Annotated in this window: 20 protein-coding genes; 10 read left to right on the top strand and 10 right to left on the bottom strand. The window is 54.8% G+C overall.

All coding sequences use genetic code 11. From position 1 onward, the window contains the following. Window positions 1-3: 3 nt before the first annotated feature. Window positions 4-1,401: an insulinase family protein gene (locus tag E8D52_01045; protein TKB70710.1), complete on the top strand. Its 1,398-nt coding sequence runs from the start codon at window positions 4-6 to the stop codon at window positions 1,399-1,401. A gap of 20 nt (window positions 1,402-1,421) precedes the next feature. Next, the gene (gene larE, locus E8D52_01040; protein ID TKB70709.1) at window positions 1,422-2,231 is read left to right on the top strand and encodes an ATP-dependent sacrificial sulfur transferase LarE; all 810 of its coding nucleotides are present in this window, start codon (window positions 1,422-1,424) and stop codon (window positions 2,229-2,231) included. 23 nt (window positions 2,232-2,254) lie between these two features. Here larE and atpF read toward each other — a convergent pair whose 3' ends face one another. From atpF to E8D52_01020, 4 genes are all read right to left on the bottom strand, one after another. Then, window positions 2,255-2,761, bottom strand: coding sequence for a F0F1 ATP synthase subunit B (atpF, locus tag E8D52_01035; protein ID TKB70708.1), 507 nt, complete (start codon window positions 2,759-2,761; stop codon window positions 2,255-2,257). Between the two features lie 85 nt (window positions 2,762-2,846). After that, the gene (gene atpE / locus E8D52_01030; protein TKB70707.1) at window positions 2,847-3,077 is read right to left on the bottom strand and encodes an ATP synthase F0 subunit C; all 231 of its coding nucleotides are present in this window, start codon (window positions 3,075-3,077) and stop codon (window positions 2,847-2,849) included. 35 nt (window positions 3,078-3,112) lie between these two features. Beyond that, complete coding sequence (locus E8D52_01025; protein ID TKB70706.1) at window positions 3,113-3,862, bottom strand: F0F1 ATP synthase subunit A; 750 nt, start codon at window positions 3,860-3,862, stop codon at window positions 3,113-3,115. A gap of 13 nt (window positions 3,863-3,875) precedes the next feature. After that, the gene (locus E8D52_01020; protein ID TKB70705.1) at window positions 3,876-4,196 is read right to left on the bottom strand and encodes a hypothetical protein; all 321 of its coding nucleotides are present in this window, start codon (window positions 4,194-4,196) and stop codon (window positions 3,876-3,878) included. A gap of 97 nt (window positions 4,197-4,293) precedes the next feature. Between E8D52_01020 and E8D52_01015 the strand changes: the two genes are divergently transcribed. From E8D52_01015 to E8D52_01005, 3 genes are all read left to right on the top strand, one after another. Next, window positions 4,294-5,772, top strand: coding sequence for an anthranilate synthase component I family protein (locus tag E8D52_01015; GenBank protein TKB70704.1), 1,479 nt, complete (start codon window positions 4,294-4,296; stop codon window positions 5,770-5,772). Continuing rightward, a complete protein-coding gene (locus tag E8D52_01010; GenBank protein TKB70703.1) occupies window positions 5,723-6,664 on the top strand; it encodes a branched-chain amino acid aminotransferase in 942 nt (313 codons plus the stop codon). The genes E8D52_01015 and E8D52_01010 overlap by 50 nt, the downstream gene beginning before the upstream one ends. Window positions 6,665-6,808: 144 nt before the next feature. Beyond that, the gene (locus E8D52_01005; GenBank protein ID TKB70702.1) at window positions 6,809-7,462 is read left to right on the top strand and encodes a lytic transglycosylase domain-containing protein; all 654 of its coding nucleotides are present in this window, start codon (window positions 6,809-6,811) and stop codon (window positions 7,460-7,462) included. On the opposite strand, the gene nadB is transcribed toward E8D52_01005, so the two are convergent. Beyond that, window positions 7,395-9,029 (bottom strand): L-aspartate oxidase, encoded by a 1,635-nt coding sequence (gene nadB / locus E8D52_01000; protein ID TKB70701.1) that lies wholly within the window; start codon window positions 9,027-9,029, stop codon window positions 7,395-7,397. The genes E8D52_01005 and nadB overlap by 68 nt on opposite strands. A gap of 2 nt (window positions 9,030-9,031) precedes the next feature. After that, the gene (locus tag E8D52_00995) at window positions 9,032-9,493 is read right to left on the bottom strand and encodes a hypothetical protein (GenBank protein TKB70700.1); all 462 of its coding nucleotides are present in this window, start codon (window positions 9,491-9,493) and stop codon (window positions 9,032-9,034) included. 147 nt (window positions 9,494-9,640) lie between these two features. Here E8D52_00995 and E8D52_00990 point away from each other — a divergent pair, with 147 nt between their 5' ends. From E8D52_00990 to E8D52_00975, 4 genes are all read left to right on the top strand, one after another. Next, window positions 9,641-9,736 (top strand): AURKAIP1/COX24 domain-containing protein, encoded by a 96-nt coding sequence (locus E8D52_00990; GenBank protein TKB70699.1) that lies wholly within the window; start codon window positions 9,641-9,643, stop codon window positions 9,734-9,736. Window positions 9,737-9,766: 30 nt separating this feature from the next. After that, on the top strand, window positions 9,767-9,985 hold the full coding sequence (locus E8D52_00985) for a hypothetical protein (protein ID TKB70698.1): 219 nt from the start codon (window positions 9,767-9,769) through the stop codon (window positions 9,983-9,985). An 87-nt stretch (window positions 9,986-10,072) separates the two neighbouring features. Then, entirely contained in the window at window positions 10,073-11,803 is a 1,731-nt protein-coding gene (locus E8D52_00980; GenBank protein TKB70923.1) for an ABC transporter ATP-binding protein, read from the top strand. A 121-nt stretch (window positions 11,804-11,924) separates the two neighbouring features. After that, complete coding sequence (locus E8D52_00975; GenBank protein ID TKB70697.1) at window positions 11,925-12,632, top strand: response regulator transcription factor; 708 nt, start codon at window positions 11,925-11,927, stop codon at window positions 12,630-12,632. On the opposite strand, the gene E8D52_00970 is transcribed toward E8D52_00975, so the two are convergent. Continuing rightward, window positions 12,623-13,033 (bottom strand): hypothetical protein, encoded by a 411-nt coding sequence (locus E8D52_00970; protein ID TKB70696.1) that lies wholly within the window; start codon window positions 13,031-13,033, stop codon window positions 12,623-12,625. The genes E8D52_00975 and E8D52_00970 overlap by 10 nt on opposite strands. A 207-nt stretch (window positions 13,034-13,240) precedes the next feature. Here E8D52_00970 and E8D52_00965 point away from each other — a divergent pair, with 207 nt between their 5' ends. After that, complete coding sequence (locus tag E8D52_00965; GenBank protein ID TKB70695.1) at window positions 13,241-13,588, top strand: TraR/DksA family transcriptional regulator; 348 nt, start codon at window positions 13,241-13,243, stop codon at window positions 13,586-13,588. A 395-nt stretch (window positions 13,589-13,983) separates the two neighbouring features. Here the strand turns inward: E8D52_00965 and E8D52_00960 are convergent, their stop codons facing one another. The 3 genes from E8D52_00960 to E8D52_00950 all read right to left on the bottom strand — a co-directional run bounded on the left by E8D52_00960 (window position 13,984) and on the right by E8D52_00950 (window position 16,605). Next, window positions 13,984-14,406 carry a hypothetical protein gene (locus tag E8D52_00960; protein ID TKB70694.1) on the bottom strand — a complete coding sequence of 141 codons (423 nt, stop codon included), beginning with the start codon at window positions 14,404-14,406 and terminating at the stop codon, window positions 13,984-13,986. 68 nt (window positions 14,407-14,474) lie between these two features. Continuing rightward, a complete protein-coding gene (locus E8D52_00955) occupies window positions 14,475-15,386 on the bottom strand; it encodes a DUF839 domain-containing protein (GenBank protein ID TKB70693.1) in 912 nt (303 codons plus the stop codon). A 25-nt stretch (window positions 15,387-15,411) separates the two neighbouring features. Beyond that, window positions 15,412-16,605, bottom strand: a complete 1,194-nt coding sequence (locus E8D52_00950; GenBank protein ID TKB70692.1) for a DUF839 domain-containing protein — start codon at window positions 16,603-16,605, stop codon at window positions 15,412-15,414. Window positions 16,606-16,891: the final 286 nt, after the last annotated feature.

Below are 16,891 nucleotides of genomic sequence, written 5' to 3'. Positions count from 1 at the left end.
ATCATGGGTAAGGAATCCAGAAACACGAGAGGCCAGAGGCTTGACCCACGATCCATCCAACGAAGGTCAGTGCCTTCCTTGATGGGACTAGTCCAGTGTGCCGTACTCGTGATGTGTATCACGACGACAGGGCTTGCCGCCGACATCGCACCGACGAGATACATCGCTCCCAACGGTATGACGGTACTCGTCCTGGAACAACATTTCCTTCCCATCGTTGAAATCCATGCCCTGATCAAGGCCGGCGCTGCGCAGGATCCTCCAGAAAAAGCGGGTGTCGCAAATTTGGTGGCCAGCCTCTTAGATGAAGGGACAACAACTAGATCCTCGAGGCAACTGGCCGAACAGATTGACTTTGTCGGTGGCTCGCTGACGGTCCATGCAGGTGAAGATTACACAACCGCATCTGCACGCACGCTCAAAAAAGATATCGATCTCGGGTTCACCCTGTTGGCTGATATTCTTCAGCACCCAGCTTTCCCCAAGCAAGAATTTGAACGGGTCCGATCTCAGATCCTTGGGGAAATTTCTAGCGACAATGACGATCCCGGACATGTCGCCATGAAGGCCTTTAATCAGTTAGTCTTCCAGAACCATCCCTATCGTTGGCCAGTGAATGGCACAGAAGAGACACTGAGTAAGATCACCTTGGCTGAGGTTCAAAGCTTCTATACCAAGGAGTATCTACCCAACCAAGTGATCCTGACCATCGTCGGTGACGTCACGGCGGAACAAGCGACGACGCTCGTACAGACGCATTTCGGATCGTGGAAGAAAGGGGCTGTGCCGTCCAGAGCGGTTAAGAAGCCGACGGCCATCGACAAGAAGACCGTGCAGCTCGTCGAGAAGGATCTCACACAATCCACCATTGTGATCGGTCACCATGGGATCAGTCGAACCAATCCTGATTTTTACGCCGTGACCGTCATGAATCATATCCTGGGTGCTGGAGGATTTTCGTCTCGCCTTATGGATACCATCCGGGATAAACAGGGGTTGGCATACGGGATTATGAGTCATTACGATGCACGGGTGATGCCGGGCTCGTTCTGGATCAACCTCCAGACTCGGACAGAAACCACCAATCAAGCCATCAGCGGCGTCTTAATCGAAATGAAGGCGATTCGTGAGGCCCCGGTCAGCGATCAGGAATTGGCTGAGGCCAAAGCATTTTTGATGGGCAGCTTCCCCCTACGGCTGGATTCTACGTCGAAGCTGGCGCAAGTCTTGGCGCAAGTGGAGTTTTTCGGATTGGGGTTCGACTATTTTAGTCAGTACCCAAAATGGATTGAGCGAGTGACGAAAGAAGACGTGCAGCGCGTGGCCAAACAGTACCTGGACCCTCAGCACTACGCCCTCGTCGTAGTTGGCAATATCGCGAAGGCAAAAGTTCGCCACTAGGCTTGAGTAAAGCACACCGTATGCAACCACCCATTTTGCAACAGAAGCTCGATCAGCTCCGAACCCTCCTAACGGAGATGGGCTCGGTCGTGGTGGCCTATTCCGGTGGAATCGACAGCACCTTCGTTCTGAAAGTCGCGCACGACCAACTCCACGAGAAGGCGGTCGGCATCACGGCCATCTCACCGACGTTTCCATCTCTTGAGTTGGAAGCTGCCGAACAGGTCGCTCAGGAGATTGGCGCCCGCTATGAAACCGTACAGACGGATCAGCTGACCATTGATGACTTCGTGAGGAATGACGCGAATCGCTGTTTTCATTGTAAGACCGACCTGTACCAACTTCTTGGGAATGTGCGGCAATCACGGGCTGTCGCGTATGTGGTCGATGGAACCAACCTGGACGATCTGGGTGATGACCGTCCCGGCATCAAAGCGGCTCGGGAATGGGGTGTGCGAAGCCCGCTCGTTGAGGCTGAACTGTCGAAAGCCGATATCCGCATCCTTGCCAAAGAGCTGGGACTTTCAAATTGGGACAAGCCAGCCGCTGCCTGCCTTTCATCACGAATCCCGCGTGGAATCGTAATCACCAGCGCACAATTAAGCCGCGTCGAAGGAGCAGAAGCTGTGCTCCATCATGAAGGATTCCGTCATTTTCGAGTGCGAAATCACGGTGAGATTGCGCGGATTGAATTGGCACAGGACGAAATCCCACGACTCATGGAATCAAATCGCTGTACAGAAATTAGTGCCAGGCTGAAAAAGCTGGGGTTTAAATTCGTAACGGTGGATCTGGAAGGCTACCGACCGGGTGGAGTCACCCTAAGCTGACTCCACCCGAAGAGCACGGCAACTTAACGGGGCTGTGATTTCGAAAGCGCCTCAAGCGCCTCGTCTGCATATTTTTTGTGATCAGCCTCTACTAAGCTCCGCTGAACCACTTTCTCCGCCACCATCAAAGCGAGTTCTGTCGTCTGGGCTCGGATATCTTGCAACGCCTTACGGCGCTCTTGGTCGATCTGACGCGTCGCATCACCTTTGATACGCTCCGCTTCTGCGGTCAACCGCTGTTCATTCTCATCGAGCAACCGTTGAGCCCGCTCCTTTGCCGTCGCGAGGATGGCCTCAGCCTCCTTCCCCGCCGTATTGAGCTTGGCTTCATATTCCTTGAGCCGTCGCTCGGCCTCAGACCGGTGCTGCTCAGCCTGATCGAGGCTGTCTTTGATCTTCTTTTCGCGCTCTTCCAAGGCGCTCAAGATACCGGGGAAGGCATACTTGTAGAGCACGAACAGAAGAATCCCAAACGAAATGACTTCCCAGAAAATCAACGAAGAAAAAAAATCAGGTTCAAACTGTGGCATGTGCGTGTTCGTGAAACGTTAAACGTGAATCGCTACACGAGAAAGATCTCTCGACGAACGGTTCACAAATAACGGTTAACGCTCCCTACTTCCGAAAACCCATGATGATGAAGGCGATGACCAAGCCATATAACGCAATGGCTTCGACCAGCGCGAACCCGATCCACATATACTTGGTGACGCGAGCCTCTGCTTCAGGCTGACGTGCCACCACTTCAATCATCTTTCCGAAAATGTAGCCGATTCCCACACCGGCCCCGGCAAATCCTGCCGCGGCACATCCCATACCGATCAACCCTGCTGCTGCTGAATCCATTATGTCTTACTCCTCCCTTGGCTATACCGCATGTGCTAATGCGCATGCTCTTCATGGCCATGTAAATGAAATGCATCTCCCAAGTAGACGCACGTCAAGATCGTGAAAATATAGGCTTGGATGAACGCAATACCAAATTCCAATAAATAGATCGCCACCGTAAACACAAAGGGTAACCACCCGATCAGCACTCCCCCACTGATTGTGAGACCGAACAGAACCGCGAGCATGACGTGGCCAGCCGTCATATTGGCAAAGAGCCGCACCGCCAAGGAAATGGGCCGTGCGATCTGGCTGATGATCTCGATCGGGACCATGAGAGGCACCAGCCATCCTGGCGTACCAGGCGGAATAAGAATGCCCAGAAACTTCACCCCGTGTAGTGAGAAGCCCACGACCAAGCTAATCCCATACACCAGGAAGGAAAAGGCCGCCGTCACAATGATCTGGCTCGTCACGGTATAAGCCCCAGGAATGAGCCCGATGTAGTTGGAGAAGAGGATAAACACAAAGAGCGTGGCGACGAGGGGGAAAAATCGCATGCCATCTTTGCCCATGGTTTCCATGATCATGGTGCGAATGAAATCCACCATCATCTCCGCCAAGCTCTGGAGCTTGCCTGGGACGAGCTTGCGCGATGATCCAGCCATGACCATCAGCACTGCTGCCACGGCAATGACAACCCACATAAACACCACAGCTTTATTGATGGAAAGATCCAATCCACCGATCGAAATCGGGATCCAGCGTTGAAGTTCAAATTGATGAAGCGGACTTTCTTCCATGACGATCCTTAGGCTATTCCCTGTTATTTGAGTTGTCTACCGCCACTTGCCATCGTTGTACGGATCGGTAGACGCTTCTGATACCTGCCGCCAACCCAAAGACCAACCCCACAAGAAGCCCCCACGGATCCGACCCTAGCAGATAGGCATCAATCGCCCATCCAAGCCCACCGCCAACGATTAGCGCAGCCAGCAGTTCCGTTCCAATTCGAACGGCTTGACCAAGCCCCGCGTATAGAGGATCTTGTGAAGGGGCCATCCAAAACCCACGGAAGGCGAGAGTACGTGAGCAGAACTCTGCCCGTGATGGGGTTCGCAATTTAAGCAAAACCATGCTCGCAATGTCAAGCGGTTAGAGGGCCCTGCGCGCAGAAATTGCTTCGGTATATACGGTATAGTGATCTCCCGTTCGTGCTGAGAATACGTCACCTATGCCCACAATCTTCCCCTCATTGATCCCATTCCTGCACAGCTCTCCTTCGCCTCTTATTGTGACACGCCCCGCTCCCTCGGCAAGCCCGTTTGAACTGTACTCGAAGATCGCATCAGCTCGATGCCCTTCGTTTCTCTTTGAGAGCGGTACCGGTGATGGCACCATGGGACGGTATTCATACTTTGGCGTTGATCCCTATCAAACACTGCATGGGAATGGAGATATCTGCGTAGGCCGATTGATTCAAGGCCGCATAGGTCCAGGCACATCTCCGTTTCAATATGTGACGCATCTCCTAAACCGTCAGCGGATCGTTCGTCCTCCTGAGGCTCCGCCATTTTTCGGTGGCGCGGTCGGCTACTTGAGTTATGATCTCGTACGCCAGTTTGAGAGGTTGCCGTCTTTCGCTTTAGATGACCTGGCCTGCCCTGAACTGGAGTTCGCATTTTTCGATCTTGTCGGGGCAATCGATCATGCACTGAACCGCCTGGTGCTCATGTTTTGTCCGCCGCTTGACCGATTTTTGAGCGAGCCTCGTGAAAGGCTATTTCGCGAGGGAAGGGATCGACTAGCCGAATTTGAAGCTCGATTGACCAGGCCTGATATGGCAGACGCGCACGGGAGTCATCTCGGTCGCCTGACATTTACACCGGAACAGGATCAGGCGATCTATAGTCGGAACGTGCGCCGTTGCCAGGAATACATCTCAGCCGGTGACATCTATCAAGCCAACCTCTCCCATCGGTTCAACGTGACCGGTTCGGCATTCTCCTCTCTCGGGGACCTTCAAACCGATCTGTCTGCCTATAGTCGCTTACGCACGTTGAACCCTTCCCCCTTCTCGGGAATACTCCGGTTTGACGCAATTCGCCTCATCAGCTCCTCACCGGAACGGCTCGTTCGACTGGAAGGACATCGAGCCGATACGAGGCCGATCGCGGGAACACGGCCTCGTGGGAAAAACACCGACGACGATCAGCGACTGATCCATGAGTTACGGGCTAATGAAAAGGAATGCGCGGAACATGTCATGTTGGTTGACCTTGAGCGGAATGACCTCGGGCGAGTTTGTCATTTCGGGAGCGTCCAGGTGGATGAATTGATGACCTTGGAGCAATATTCCCATGTCACCCATCTGGTCTCCCATGTGGCCGGCACCCTCAACGATCACGCGACTGGTTTTGATCTGTTGAAAGCCATGTTTCCAGGTGGGACGATTACCGGGGTACCCAAGGTCCGCTGCATGGAGATCATTGAGGAGTTGGAGCCGGTACGCCGCGGTCCTTACACCGGTTCGATGGGTTACCTCAGCTGGAGTGGGGACCTCGATTTCAATATTCTGATACGTACGCTTGTCATGAAGAACGGCCAGGGCTATCTCCAGGTCGGAGCAGGAATTGTGGCCGATTCCGACCCCACACGCGAATATGAAGAAACCATCCATAAAGCCCAGGCGTTCTTCAGCGCCTTTTCATAGCCCCATGTGGATTTATTTGAATACCAAGTTCGTCAAAGACGAAGACGCCGTGATCTCCGTCTTCGACCATGGGTTTCTCTACGGAGATGGAGTGTATGAAACGCTGCGCTCCTATGGCCCTCATATCTTTATGCAAGACCAGCATCTGTCACGGTTGTTCCGTTCCGCAGAAGCAATCGGGCTGACGATCCCGATTTCCATGAAGCGCTTGGCGGACATTCTGCAGGAAGCCATGATCCGCAACGAGGTAGGAACCGATCAGCGGGATGCCTATCTAAGAATCACCGTTTCGCGAGGGGCGGGAGACATCGGATTGGACCCGGCACTCTGTTCGTCACCGACCGTTGTCGTGATGGCCAAGCGTCTCGTGCCCCTAGCGTCCCATCTCTATGAAACGGGCGTGAAGCTAATCGTGGCGTCCACGAAACGGAATTTGCCAAGCGCGTTGTCGCCGCAGATCAAGTCCACAAACTTTCTGAACAACATTCAGGCTAAACGTGAAGCCCTCGCAGCAGGCGCATTCGACAGTATCCTCCTTAATTGGGAGCAGCATCTGACTGAATGCACCATCAGCAATGTGTTCCTCGTCCTGGACGGCACATTGAGAACACCAGCTCTGGAATGCGGCTTGCTCGATGGCATCACCAGAATGATCGTGATTCAGTTGGCCAGAGAGCTCGACATCCACACCGACGAAGGTCGCTATACCGTTGACGACTTGTTCAAGGCCGACGAATGCTTCCTCACGAACACTAGCATGGAAATCATGCCGGTGACTTCCGTCGACCGTCGAGCTGTCGGCGACGGAAAACCAGGTCCACTGACCCTGAAGCTACGGGAGCAATTCCCAGCGATGCGAGGCCGATACGGGAATAGGCTTCATACTCGATAAGCCCTCATCTTCCTATTTTCTCTCATCATTCTTCTGCCCCCACACACAAGATCTGCATTTCCTTGACAGGCAGTGACAGACTGCTATCGTGTGACCATGCCAAAACCAAACACACTCCATCACTCCTCAACGTACCGGCCTGTCATGACTATTCTCGTCGCATTGAGCAGCAGCATCCTGCTGGCTGTTCCAAGTGATAGTCGTGCAGAGATGTACCAATATGTCGATGCTAAGGGGACAATATCGCTCACCAACGTTCCCTCCGACACTCGATACCGCCGGATCGACCTCCACCCGAATCGGCTCCATCCCGTTCTCTCAGAGGCGGAATTGGAACCGGTGATCCGTCGATTCTCCCAGCAGCATCAACTACACCCTGCGCTTATCCGCGCTATCATTAAGGCTGAATCGGATTTCGACCCTCGTGCGGTCTCACGAGCCGGAGCCATCGGATTGATGCAATTGATGCCGCAAACGGCAGTGAGATTGGAGGTCCGTGACCTCTATGATCCCGAAGACAATATTGGAGGAGGGACGAAGTACTTACGCCAGTTGCTCGACCGATTCCGTGGCAACCTTCCACTGGCGCTCGCTGCCTATAACGCCGGGGAGCATGTCGTCGATCGTTACCGAGCTCTTCCGCCAATTACTGAAACCCGCCTCTATGTCCGCAAGGTCTTGCGATACTATCGACTCTTCCTCGCCCGTGACCTTGCCGTGACCGGACACGTCATCCCCTCTTCGGAGTACGCACTGCCACAACCCGCCCCCGTGTCTTCGATTCAGTCCGGCCAGTAGTTCGGCCCCCCCGATATACTTGACTATGCTGTTTCCAGCCCGGTCGTTTTGGTCCTGGAAAATCGGATCGGTAATGGGCGCCCACACTATTTTCTCTCCAGAGCGCAGCTTCGGCCACGCAATGCGCCACTTGTACCATATTCTTGACCTCCAGATCGGCCCTCCCCATAAAGGATCGGGACACCATCTGCCCCCACCGCGCAAGCTGGGCCGTGGCACGAACGAGAGACTCCCGAGAACGGATAAGCCCTACTTGTCCCCACATGATCCGCCGAAGCGAACTGCGCACTTTTTCGGCATCCTCCAATCGTTCCAACCGACCGCTCCTCAGACCCTCTACATGGTGAGTCACATCAGGCATCGAACGGCGTGAGGCCCAGGCGACAGCGGCCACGCCGGCCCGCATCCCAAACACCAATCCCTCCAGCAAGGAATTGCTGGCCAGTCTGTTGGCGCCATGCACACCACTACAGGCAACCTCGCCCGCCGCAAAAAGACCCGGCAAGGTCGTCGCCCCGTTGAGATCGGTCGCTACCCCCCCCATCATGTAATGGGCGCTCGGGGAGACCGGGATCCATTCTTCCGTGATATCGATATCGTGACGGAGACAGGTCGCATAGATCGTCGGAAATCGCTGTTTGACAAAACTCGCCCCCAAGTGAGTCACATCAAGGTAGACATGCCGCGCACGCGTCGCCGCCATTTCCGCCCAGATCGCCCGTGCAACGATATCCCTCGGAGCCAAGGCGCCGAGCGGGTGATACCGCGACATAAAGGTCTCTCCCTTATTGCTGCGCAGCTGACCGCCCTCTCCTCGCATGGCTTCTGATAACAAAAAAGGCGGGCTTGAGGGCAGATACAGCGAGGTCGGGTGAAACTGGACGAATTCCATGTCCTGGAGTTGCGCTCCTGCACGAAATGCCATGGCCATGCCATCGCCGGTCGCATTCGGCGGATTGGTGGTGCGAGCAAAAATCTGTCCCGCCCCCCCTGTCGACAGGACGACGGCTTTTGCAGGAATAATGAATTGTTCCCCTGAATGCTCATCAAGCACCACCGCTCCACAACATCGGCCTTCCTCAACCACGAGATCAACGGTGAAATGGTAATCCAGCCGGACGATCCGCTTGTGTCGCATAGCCTGCGCTATCAACACCCTCACCATTTCGTTCCCTGTCGCATCGCCTCTCGCACGGAGGATTCGGCTGCGGCTGTGGGCCGCTTCACGTGCAAAGGCAAACTTCCCACCCGTTTTATCGAATTTCGCGCCCCAGCGGATGAGCTCTTGAATCCGATCCGGTCCCTCCTCCACCAAAACACGCACCGCTTCACGACGACACAGGCCGTGTCCAGCCTTCACGGTATCGGTCAAATGGATGGCGACATCATCCTCCTCACTCAAAGCCACGGCCACCCCGCCTTGCGCAAAGATGGAATTACTTTGTAAGGGATGGCCCTTGGTGAGCACGATCACTCGACCGATTCGACTGAGGTCCAGGGCGGCTCGAAGCCCAGCGACTCCGCTGCCGATGACGAGAAAATCTGCTTCCAGTGCGCTTCGTGGCATCGTTATCGTGGAAGGGTCTGCGATGTGGGAGGTTCCGCCAACAGCTGCTTTGTCTTCATTCCGAAGGGCACATCTCCTTGCGCACCGCGCAGGAGAATCGAGTGCGTACCGACCCATTGCAGCCGTGCGAGGCCTCGTTGTCGGACCCCCATATCAGTAGCGTCTCGTTTCCACGTTCCTTGCCAATGAATGAGGACGTTGACATCGTCCTTTTCAAGCGTGACGCGTTCGATCTTGAACTCGAGGGAGATGGCGGAAAAGGCTGTGAAGTCCATTTCGACCTGCCGTTTCAGTTCGTCCAGCTGATCCATCGGCAACAGCAGGGCATGGAACTCGGACCGATTCTTGTGTTGATAGGCACTCCGCAAGGATTCCACCGCTTGATCGATACGGAGGAGTCGCTCATGCTCTGCTGGGTATCGGATGGTCTTCGACGGGCACCCAACGATCGCGACAGTAAGCACGATCAGCCACACAATAGTTGGAGGCCGTAAAAACTCAATCCTTCCAAGGTACATGGTGGTGCAGTATAGCATAAGGGGAAAAGACGCCGTGACCTTGCATTTTGAGCGGAAAGCTTTTAGACTCCCCCTCCTTAGGAGATACAGAACATGTCAAGCGTCCTGAAGAAACGGCGAAAGAAGATGCGCAAGCACAAGTATAAGAAGCTGCGCCAGCGCCAGAAGTTTCTTCGCCGAAAAAGCTAAGTTCTACCGTTGTGGCCGGAGGAGGGAACCGTGGCCGAAGGGAAGAAAGTCCGTATCCGCGTACGAACGGTCAATTGTACCTACGTGGGCGACTTCCTCGTCCCTCCGATGCGGCATCGCGTCTCCGATGCGATCAACGAAGAAGCCCGTCTCTTTATCAGCCTGACCGACGTGGTTGTCGACGATAAGGAGCGAGCGGATTTCATTGCGATCAATAAGAATCTAATCGAGTCGATCGCTCAACTCTAGTCGTTTCCTCTCACCCTCGTCAGCGTACTCGTTCAGCGTTGCCGTGAGCGAGGGCACGATTTCGTGCCGACACACCGCCTGATCACGATGTCGATCTTCAAGCGATTCCTGCCGTTCATACGCCCATATGTGCCACGGCTGATGCTGGCCGGGCTCTTAGTGAGCGGGGTTGCGCTCATCAATCTCGCCTTAGTTCGGCTGGCCGGCACCCTTTGGGATGTCATTACGGTTCAGCACGATGCTGACCAGATGACTAGGTCGATTGGCCTGTTCCTGAGCCTGGTGATTCTGCAGGGGCTCTGTTCGATGGGCCACAGCTACCTGACGGCCTGGGTTTCTCAACACATTGTCGCCGACTTTCGTCAACATCTCTTTGCCCACCTGCAGACGTTGACGGTCAGTTTTTTCTCACGACGCCGCACCGGGGAGTTGCTGTCGCGAGTCATGAACGACGTCGCGGTCATTCAATCTATCGTCACAGAAACCCCGATCGACACGGTCAAGCAACTCGTGACCTTCATCGGCGGCATGACATTTCTATTGATGATGAATTGGCGCCTCTGCCTCCTGATCCTGATCCTGCTCCCCTTGCTGGTCCTGGTCGCTAAAGTATTCGGCCGCAGACTGAAATCCCTGTCCACCTCGATTCAAGATCACACAGCCGCGCTCAGCACCCTCATCGAAGAAGTGATTTCCGGCATTCGAATCGTCAAATCATTCGTGCAGATACGGCGAGAGGAAACCCGCTTCTCCATCCAGGTGAGCGAAATGCTTCGCCTTACGCTGCATCGGGCTGGCATCATGGCCGTGTTCATTCCCGTGATCAGCCTGGTCACCTTTTCCGCGGCAGCAGCGGTGCTGTGGTACGGCGGTCAACAGGTCATCGATGGGACTGTCACGCCAGGGGAGCTGTTCGCCTTCGTCCTCTTTGCTGGCATCCTCATCGGCCCATTTAGCGCAGGCGCTCGCATCTTTACGCAGCTCAAAGAGGCGCAGGGAGCCATGCAACGGGTCTTTGAGATTCTGGATGCACAACCAGAAATTGCGGATCAACCCACGGCGCAGCGTCTCTCCACCGTCGAAGGACACGTCCGAGTCGAGAGAGTCAGCTTCGGTTACGGCCCTCAACATCCGGTGTTATTCGACCTGTCGTTTGAAGCCAAGCCTGGCGAATTGGTCGCTTTCGTTGGCCCAACCGGCGCCGGGAAAACCACGATGATGAACCTGCTTCACCGGTTCTACGATCCGATCGAAGGGCGCCTCACTATCGACGGCAACGATCTGCGTGATGTGACCCTTGACAGTTGGTACCAACAGATTGCACTGGTCCCACAGGAAACCATCCTGTTTGGAGGAACCATCCTTGATAACATTCGCTACGGAAAAAGGGACGCGGATGAAGCCGCAGTATCGGAAGCCAGCAAAGCCGCGCATGCACACGACTTCATTCTTGGCTTACCTGATGGATACCAAACCCTGGTCGGCGAGAAGGGCGTCAACCTGTCAGGCGGACAACGCCAACGCATTGCGATCGCTCGGGCCATCATAAAAAATCCTCGTATTTTACTCTTGGACGAAGCCACCTCATCGCTGGACACCGAATCCGAACGGCTGGTGCAGGAAGCGCTCCATCGCCTCATGGCAGGTCGCACGACCTTCGTCGTTGCCCACCGACTGTCAACCATCCAGAGGGCCGACCGAATTCTGGTCCTGGATAAGGGGAAATTGGTCGAGGAAGGCACTCACGCAGAGCTTCTCGCGCGTAAGGGTCTGTACCACTACCTCTATACCATTCGTTTGAATGAACCGATCGCCTGAAACGGTCGCTTCACACCCCTCTCACCCTCACCTTCCCATCTCTTCCATTTGTAACAAGCCTGTAACGTAGAAAGCGTATGGTGGCTTGTGCAAGCTAAAGAAGAATGATTGGGGAGATTCCGTGAGTTCACCACGTCCCAAGAAAATTCTCATCGTCGAAGACGAACAGGATATTGCACAGTTGGTCAAGCATTATCTTGAAAAGGAAGGATTTCACGCCTGCCTCGCCACAACCGGTCTTGAAGCGTTGAAGCTCGTGTCATCTGAGCATCCTGATCTGGTGATTCTCGATCTCATGTTGCCTCACCTGAACGGATTGGAGGTATGTAAAACACTCCGATACAAGCCTGAGACCGCCCTGTTGCCGATCATCATGCTCACAGCAAAGAACGAAGAGTCCGATACCGTTGTCGGACTGGAGCTCGGAGCCGATGACTACGTCACCAAACCCTTCAGCCCCAAGGCATTGGTGGCTCGGGTCAAATCCCTCTTCCGTCGGCTGGAACGAACAAACGATCACAAACCAACGTCCTTAGTGTACGGCTTTCTCCAAATGGATCTGACGCGACATGAAGTGACGGTCAGAGGTAAAGAAGTGCTGCTCACAGCGAAGGAGTTTGGACTGCTGGCGCATCTCTTACGTCACCCTGGACGGGTATTGACGCGGGAGGTACTGCTTAATGAAGTGTGGGGTTACGACTATTATGGAACGACGCGAACCGTTGACGTCCATGTTCGGCGATTGAAACTGAAAGTGCCCATCCTCAATGACTCGATTGTCTCGGTCAAGACGCTTGGATACAAATTATTGGATCAACCTCAAGTATAGTCAATTCGCCTGCATTGTCGCGATGGCGATAACATGCGAAGGACATAACGAACCTCACTCATCCCTCCGCCTTTTCTCCGTCTCCTCTGGTTATGAGCCTTGGGGGAGGACATTGAACCAGATTCCGATGATTGATCCACCGGTCGCAACCACTTTTTGACCTGCTCGGCAATCTCATCACGTACTCGGCGGAAGACCTGTAAGCGATCAGAATCGGAGCCTTGTGCATCGGCCGGATCATCAAACCTCCAATGTAACTGAACATCCCCTCTGAGATCCGTCGGGCACGATGCGTGGGCGTGATCACAGACCGTCATGACGTAGTGGAGATGTCGTCCTTGGAATTCGGCAACGTGCTTCGAGCGATGGCGAGAGATATCGATTTCCACCTCCCCCATCACCTCAACAACTCGTGGTCAACCATAACACGGCCTCCACAAGACCACGTCGAAACTTTTTACATAGGTGTAAACTCTCTGTAACCAAACGTTGCCATCCATGCTGTATCACTGGCCTCAAGAGATTATGGGGAGGCCCCTCCTGCACAACCAAATGGCAGTCGAGTGAGCGCAGACAGCAAACTGCCCGCGCTCACGGGAGTGAACCACATGACCAAGCGCGTACGATTGAGAGAGGAACTCAGCCGGCAACGCACCTCACTGTTATCCAAGTGGAACTTCTCGCTTGTTCCGCCGTCCGAACGAGCATGTTATGCAGACCCTGCCGATCAGGCATCGAACGATTTCGAGCAAGATCTGGCCATACAGGTAAGGACGAGAATGATCGCGAGGCTCAAGCGGATTGAGCGCGCTCTGCAATTGACGCAGACCAAGAGCTATGGATGCTGTCGGCAGTGCCGGAAGGCGATTCCTTATGCTCGGCTGACGGTTCAGCCAGATGCGCTCTTTTGCGTATCTTGCCTTGCACGCATGGAGCGTCAACACTACGGACATTGACGACGGATCGCACGACGCCCCGGGGGAGCCGACCTGCCCTCCCAAGCCAGTGCCTGGCTCCTCCACGCTTGCCCTTTCTTTCAACAGAAGGGGCAAGCGCGACTTACATGGAAGGTCAACTTTCGATGAAGGAGGTGGCTATGCAATGCGCACGCTGTGCCGGCATGAACGTACTCGAGGTTATTGTTGAAGGAGGGGCGAAACTCTCTGTGATGCGTTGTATTCACTGTGGGGACGTCATCGATCATGTCATCCTGATGAACCGCCGACGCCAACGATCTGTACGGCCCGGGCGCCCACGAACTTCAATCTATGGGCGTCATCAGTCTACCTGGAATAGATCCGCAGTACTCATAGAGGAGAGCTGACCGAGGAGTGCCCCGCTGTGCTGAGCCTCAGACCAAAGGAGACACAGCAGAATCGGATGAGATCAACGGCGATGTGACATCGTGGTCATCAGTTTCCAGCCCGCGCACCTGCAACCAGAAGGCCTTGGTGGGCGGTTCTTCAACGATCGCAAATGTGAGTTGCGGTGAATTCAGGCTTTCAAACACAATGTAGTCCGCCATGATCCCGATCAGATCCTCCAGATTCTCCGACCGGTGAAACTGCAAAGCATACCCATCATTGAGCTTCTGAATTTCCTTCACGTACTTGAATAGATTGCGCACCAGGATCTGCCGACGCATGGCTATTGGAGGGCGGGGCAGCGGAGACACCGGCATGTGCGCTAAACGGAATTGTGGCCTGGCAATGCACTGATATCCGAACTCCTCTCCCTCCCACTGTAGCATTGAAATACGTTGTCGAGACTGCATCTCATCCGTCCTTGGAGATGAGGCCCTCAGACCTTTTGGTCCAAGGGCCCACCACAGGTGTAGAAATCTCAGCTGCCGATCTTCCCACCGTCGTCTTTGGTCACCACGATCAGGGACGACCGGGGTCGCCCACCGTTCGGGCCGTCAGGCCAGGAGCTAAACTGCTTGGGATTGAGTGGATCACCCGGCAAGTCGTCCGGTCGTTCGCCCGGATGCTGAATCCCGACGAACATCGTGCGCCGATCCGGCGTCATGAACACACCGGTAATTTCGCACTGACTCGGACCGACGAGGAATCGTCGGGTCTCTCTGGTTTCAGGATGCGCCGCGAGCATCTGGTTGTTGCCGAAACCGATATAGGCACCGGCGTTGATCGTGGAGGTTGACACATCGGTCTGGACCCAGAGCAAGCCGCTGGGATCGACATAAATGCCGTCTGGTGAGCCATACTTGTCCCCGAAGATCGTGGAGCCGTGAGCCGGGTTGGCAGGATCGCCGCAGAGCGCGAAGATATCCCAGCCGAAGGTCGGTTCCGTCCAATCCTGGCGATAGTACCAGCGTATGATGTGGCCGTAGTTGTTGATGGCGCGCGGATTAGCCACGTCCACCGGCGGACGGGCGGAGCCAGCTGCGGTAGACCCATCTGGATTATTGACCGACGGTGGGGTCGAGCCACGCCGGTTGTTATTCGTCAACGTCGCGATGGCCGTCAGATCTTTCGGAAATGTATCGATCCATTCGGGGCGATCCATCATGGTCGCACCGGCGGCATCGGCGGCCCCGCGGGTATTGATCAGAATGTCGTTCAACGACCATCCGGCGAGACGCGGATTGTCTGGAACGAGCGGCAACCATTCTCCGGTTCCATCTGCATGGAACTTGGCGGCGTAGAGTATGCCATCGTCGAGGGGATTGATCCCCTGATGGCGAGCCTGACGCCAAGGCAGGTTGGAGACATAGCGATAGAGGGACTGTTGAATAAAGGGGGCGGTGCTTGAATTGTTGTTATACTGCGCCTTGTCGTTTGGACCATCCTCCTCTCACCGGAGGCCGCACACCGCTTTTTTCAACAGCCCCATAGATGTACTCGTTTCGTTCGTCGTCACCCATGTAGACCACGACACGACCGTTCCGCGCCTCCTGCACCCAGGCCCCTTCGTGCTTGAGCCGGCCTAACGCCGTGCGTTTCACCGGGGTCGAATGCGGCTTGAATGGATCAATCTCCACCACCCAGCCGAACCGATTGGGCTCATTGGGTTCTTCATCGACACGAAATCGCTTGTCGGTTGTGTGCCAGAGATAGCCGAACCCTGCCGCCGTAATACCGTAGCGCTTTTCCATTGTCGTTTGCGGGCCGTTCTTTCGGAAATAGCCGTTGAAATTCTCCTCACAGGCCAAATAGGTCCCCCAGGGGGTATAGCCCATAGCACAGTTGTTGAGGGTGCCGCGCACACGCGTGCCGGTCGGATCGTCGCTGGTCACCAACCGGGAATCGCCGGCTGCAGGGCCACCGATGTCGATCGGGGTCATACCCGTAATGCGACGTGCAAAGCGAGACGGTCGCACGACATCCCACTTACCTCGACGACGTCCTAAGTCAAAGTGGAAACCGATCCGCTTGGCTACTTCGATAATCGATACACCATGAGCATTCAGGGATTTCTTGGTCTTCTCCGCCGTCCAATTGTTCACACCGTCCGGAAAGAGGAGACCATCGTCTGTATATTCATTGTTCTGAACAATCAAGCCACGCTGCGACCTGACAATTGGGAAATACACGATCCCATCATTATGCATACCCCACTGACGGGCTTGTTCCTCTGCCGTGTTGCTGGCATCCTGTTTGAACGCTGGCCCATTCGAGACAGGGTCGCCCCAGGCGATGAGTACTTCGGCTGTGTACCCTTTCGGTACCACGATCTCATCGGCAGAAGAAACCGCCACACTTTCAAATCCAAGCATCGGCCGCTGACCCCCACGTCCTTCTCCCCTCACATCCGTGTCTTCTGCCTCTTCGATCTCCTGAGCTGCGGCAGGGACAGCGTTCAGCAGCGCTTCGACACCACTCAGCGAGACCGCTGCGGCCGTCGCGAGACCACCTGTCAAGAAGTTGCGTCGCGATAGGCGCGTGTCCACAATGTCTTGGAAATGTTCATTACCAGACGTATTGCTTACACCCTCATCATCGATGATCGACATAGAATTCCCTCCTGCCTGAGCGTGGATGAATGTATCGTTGACATCTCACCTGCAACGGCCCTTTACTGGTGATGACTGTCGCATCGGACCATTACAAATCGATCAACAACTGGTAAAGGCCCCGTTAAAGATTGTTGCGGAGGTCCAGAGATGTGGCGTTTGTGTCTGCTAACCTGCTAGCTCTCAGTGACTAAGAGCTGGAATGTTAAAATGGTGATGGACAGTCCATCACCCTGATCGTCGCGGAACGGCAGATCGCTGTTAGGGGATCAGTATGCAGTATCGT

The organism is Nitrospira sp., assembly GCA_005116745.1.
GTDB lineage: Bacteria > Nitrospirota > Nitrospiria > Nitrospirales > Nitrospiraceae > Nitrospira_D.
Note: the sequence above shows the minus strand (reverse complement) of the source record. Positions and strands in the feature narration are given on the sequence as shown.

What these genes read in the sequence shown, in the direction of transcription:
- atpE (TKB70707.1), bottom strand. Translation starts at nt 3,077, where the DNA reads ATGGATTCAGCAGCAGCAGGGTTGATCGGTATGGGATGTGCCGCGGCA.
- E8D52_01005 (TKB70702.1), top strand. Translation starts at nt 6,809, where the DNA reads ATGACTATTCTCGTCGCATTGAGCAGCAGCATCCTGCTGGCTGTTCCA.
- E8D52_01020 (TKB70705.1), bottom strand. Translation starts at nt 4,196, where the DNA reads ATGGTTTTGCTTAAATTGCGAACCCCATCACGGGCAGAGTTCTGCTCA.
- atpF (TKB70708.1), bottom strand. Translation starts at nt 2,761, where the DNA reads ATGCCACAGTTTGAACCTGATTTTTTTTCTTCGTTGATTTTCTGGGAA.
- larE (TKB70709.1), top strand. Translation starts at nt 1,422, where the DNA reads ATGCAACCACCCATTTTGCAACAGAAGCTCGATCAGCTCCGAACCCTC.
- E8D52_00965 (TKB70695.1), top strand. Translation starts at nt 13,241, where the DNA reads ATGACCAAGCGCGTACGATTGAGAGAGGAACTCAGCCGGCAACGCACC.
- nadB (TKB70701.1), bottom strand. Translation starts at nt 9,029, where the DNA reads ATGCCACGAAGCGCACTGGAAGCAGATTTTCTCGTCATCGGCAGCGGA.
- E8D52_01025 (TKB70706.1), bottom strand. Translation starts at nt 3,862, where the DNA reads ATGGAAGAAAGTCCGCTTCATCAATTTGAACTTCAACGCTGGATCCCG.
- E8D52_00990 (TKB70699.1), top strand. Translation starts at nt 9,641, where the DNA reads ATGTCAAGCGTCCTGAAGAAACGGCGAAAGAAGATGCGCAAGCACAAG.
- E8D52_01045 (TKB70710.1), top strand. Translation starts at nt 4, where the DNA reads ATGGGTAAGGAATCCAGAAACACGAGAGGCCAGAGGCTTGACCCACGA.
- E8D52_00950 (TKB70692.1), bottom strand. Translation starts at nt 16,605, where the DNA reads ATGTCGATCATCGATGATGAGGGTGTAAGCAATACGTCTGGTAATGAA.
- E8D52_00980 (TKB70923.1), top strand. Translation starts at nt 10,073, where the DNA reads ATGTCGATCTTCAAGCGATTCCTGCCGTTCATACGCCCATATGTGCCA.
- E8D52_00960 (TKB70694.1), bottom strand. Translation starts at nt 14,406, where the DNA reads ATGCAGTCTCGACAACGTATTTCAATGCTACAGTGGGAGGGAGAGGAG.
- E8D52_01015 (TKB70704.1), top strand. Translation starts at nt 4,294, where the DNA reads ATGCCCACAATCTTCCCCTCATTGATCCCATTCCTGCACAGCTCTCCT.
- E8D52_01010 (TKB70703.1), top strand. Translation starts at nt 5,723, where the DNA reads ATGAAGAAACCATCCATAAAGCCCAGGCGTTCTTCAGCGCCTTTTCAT.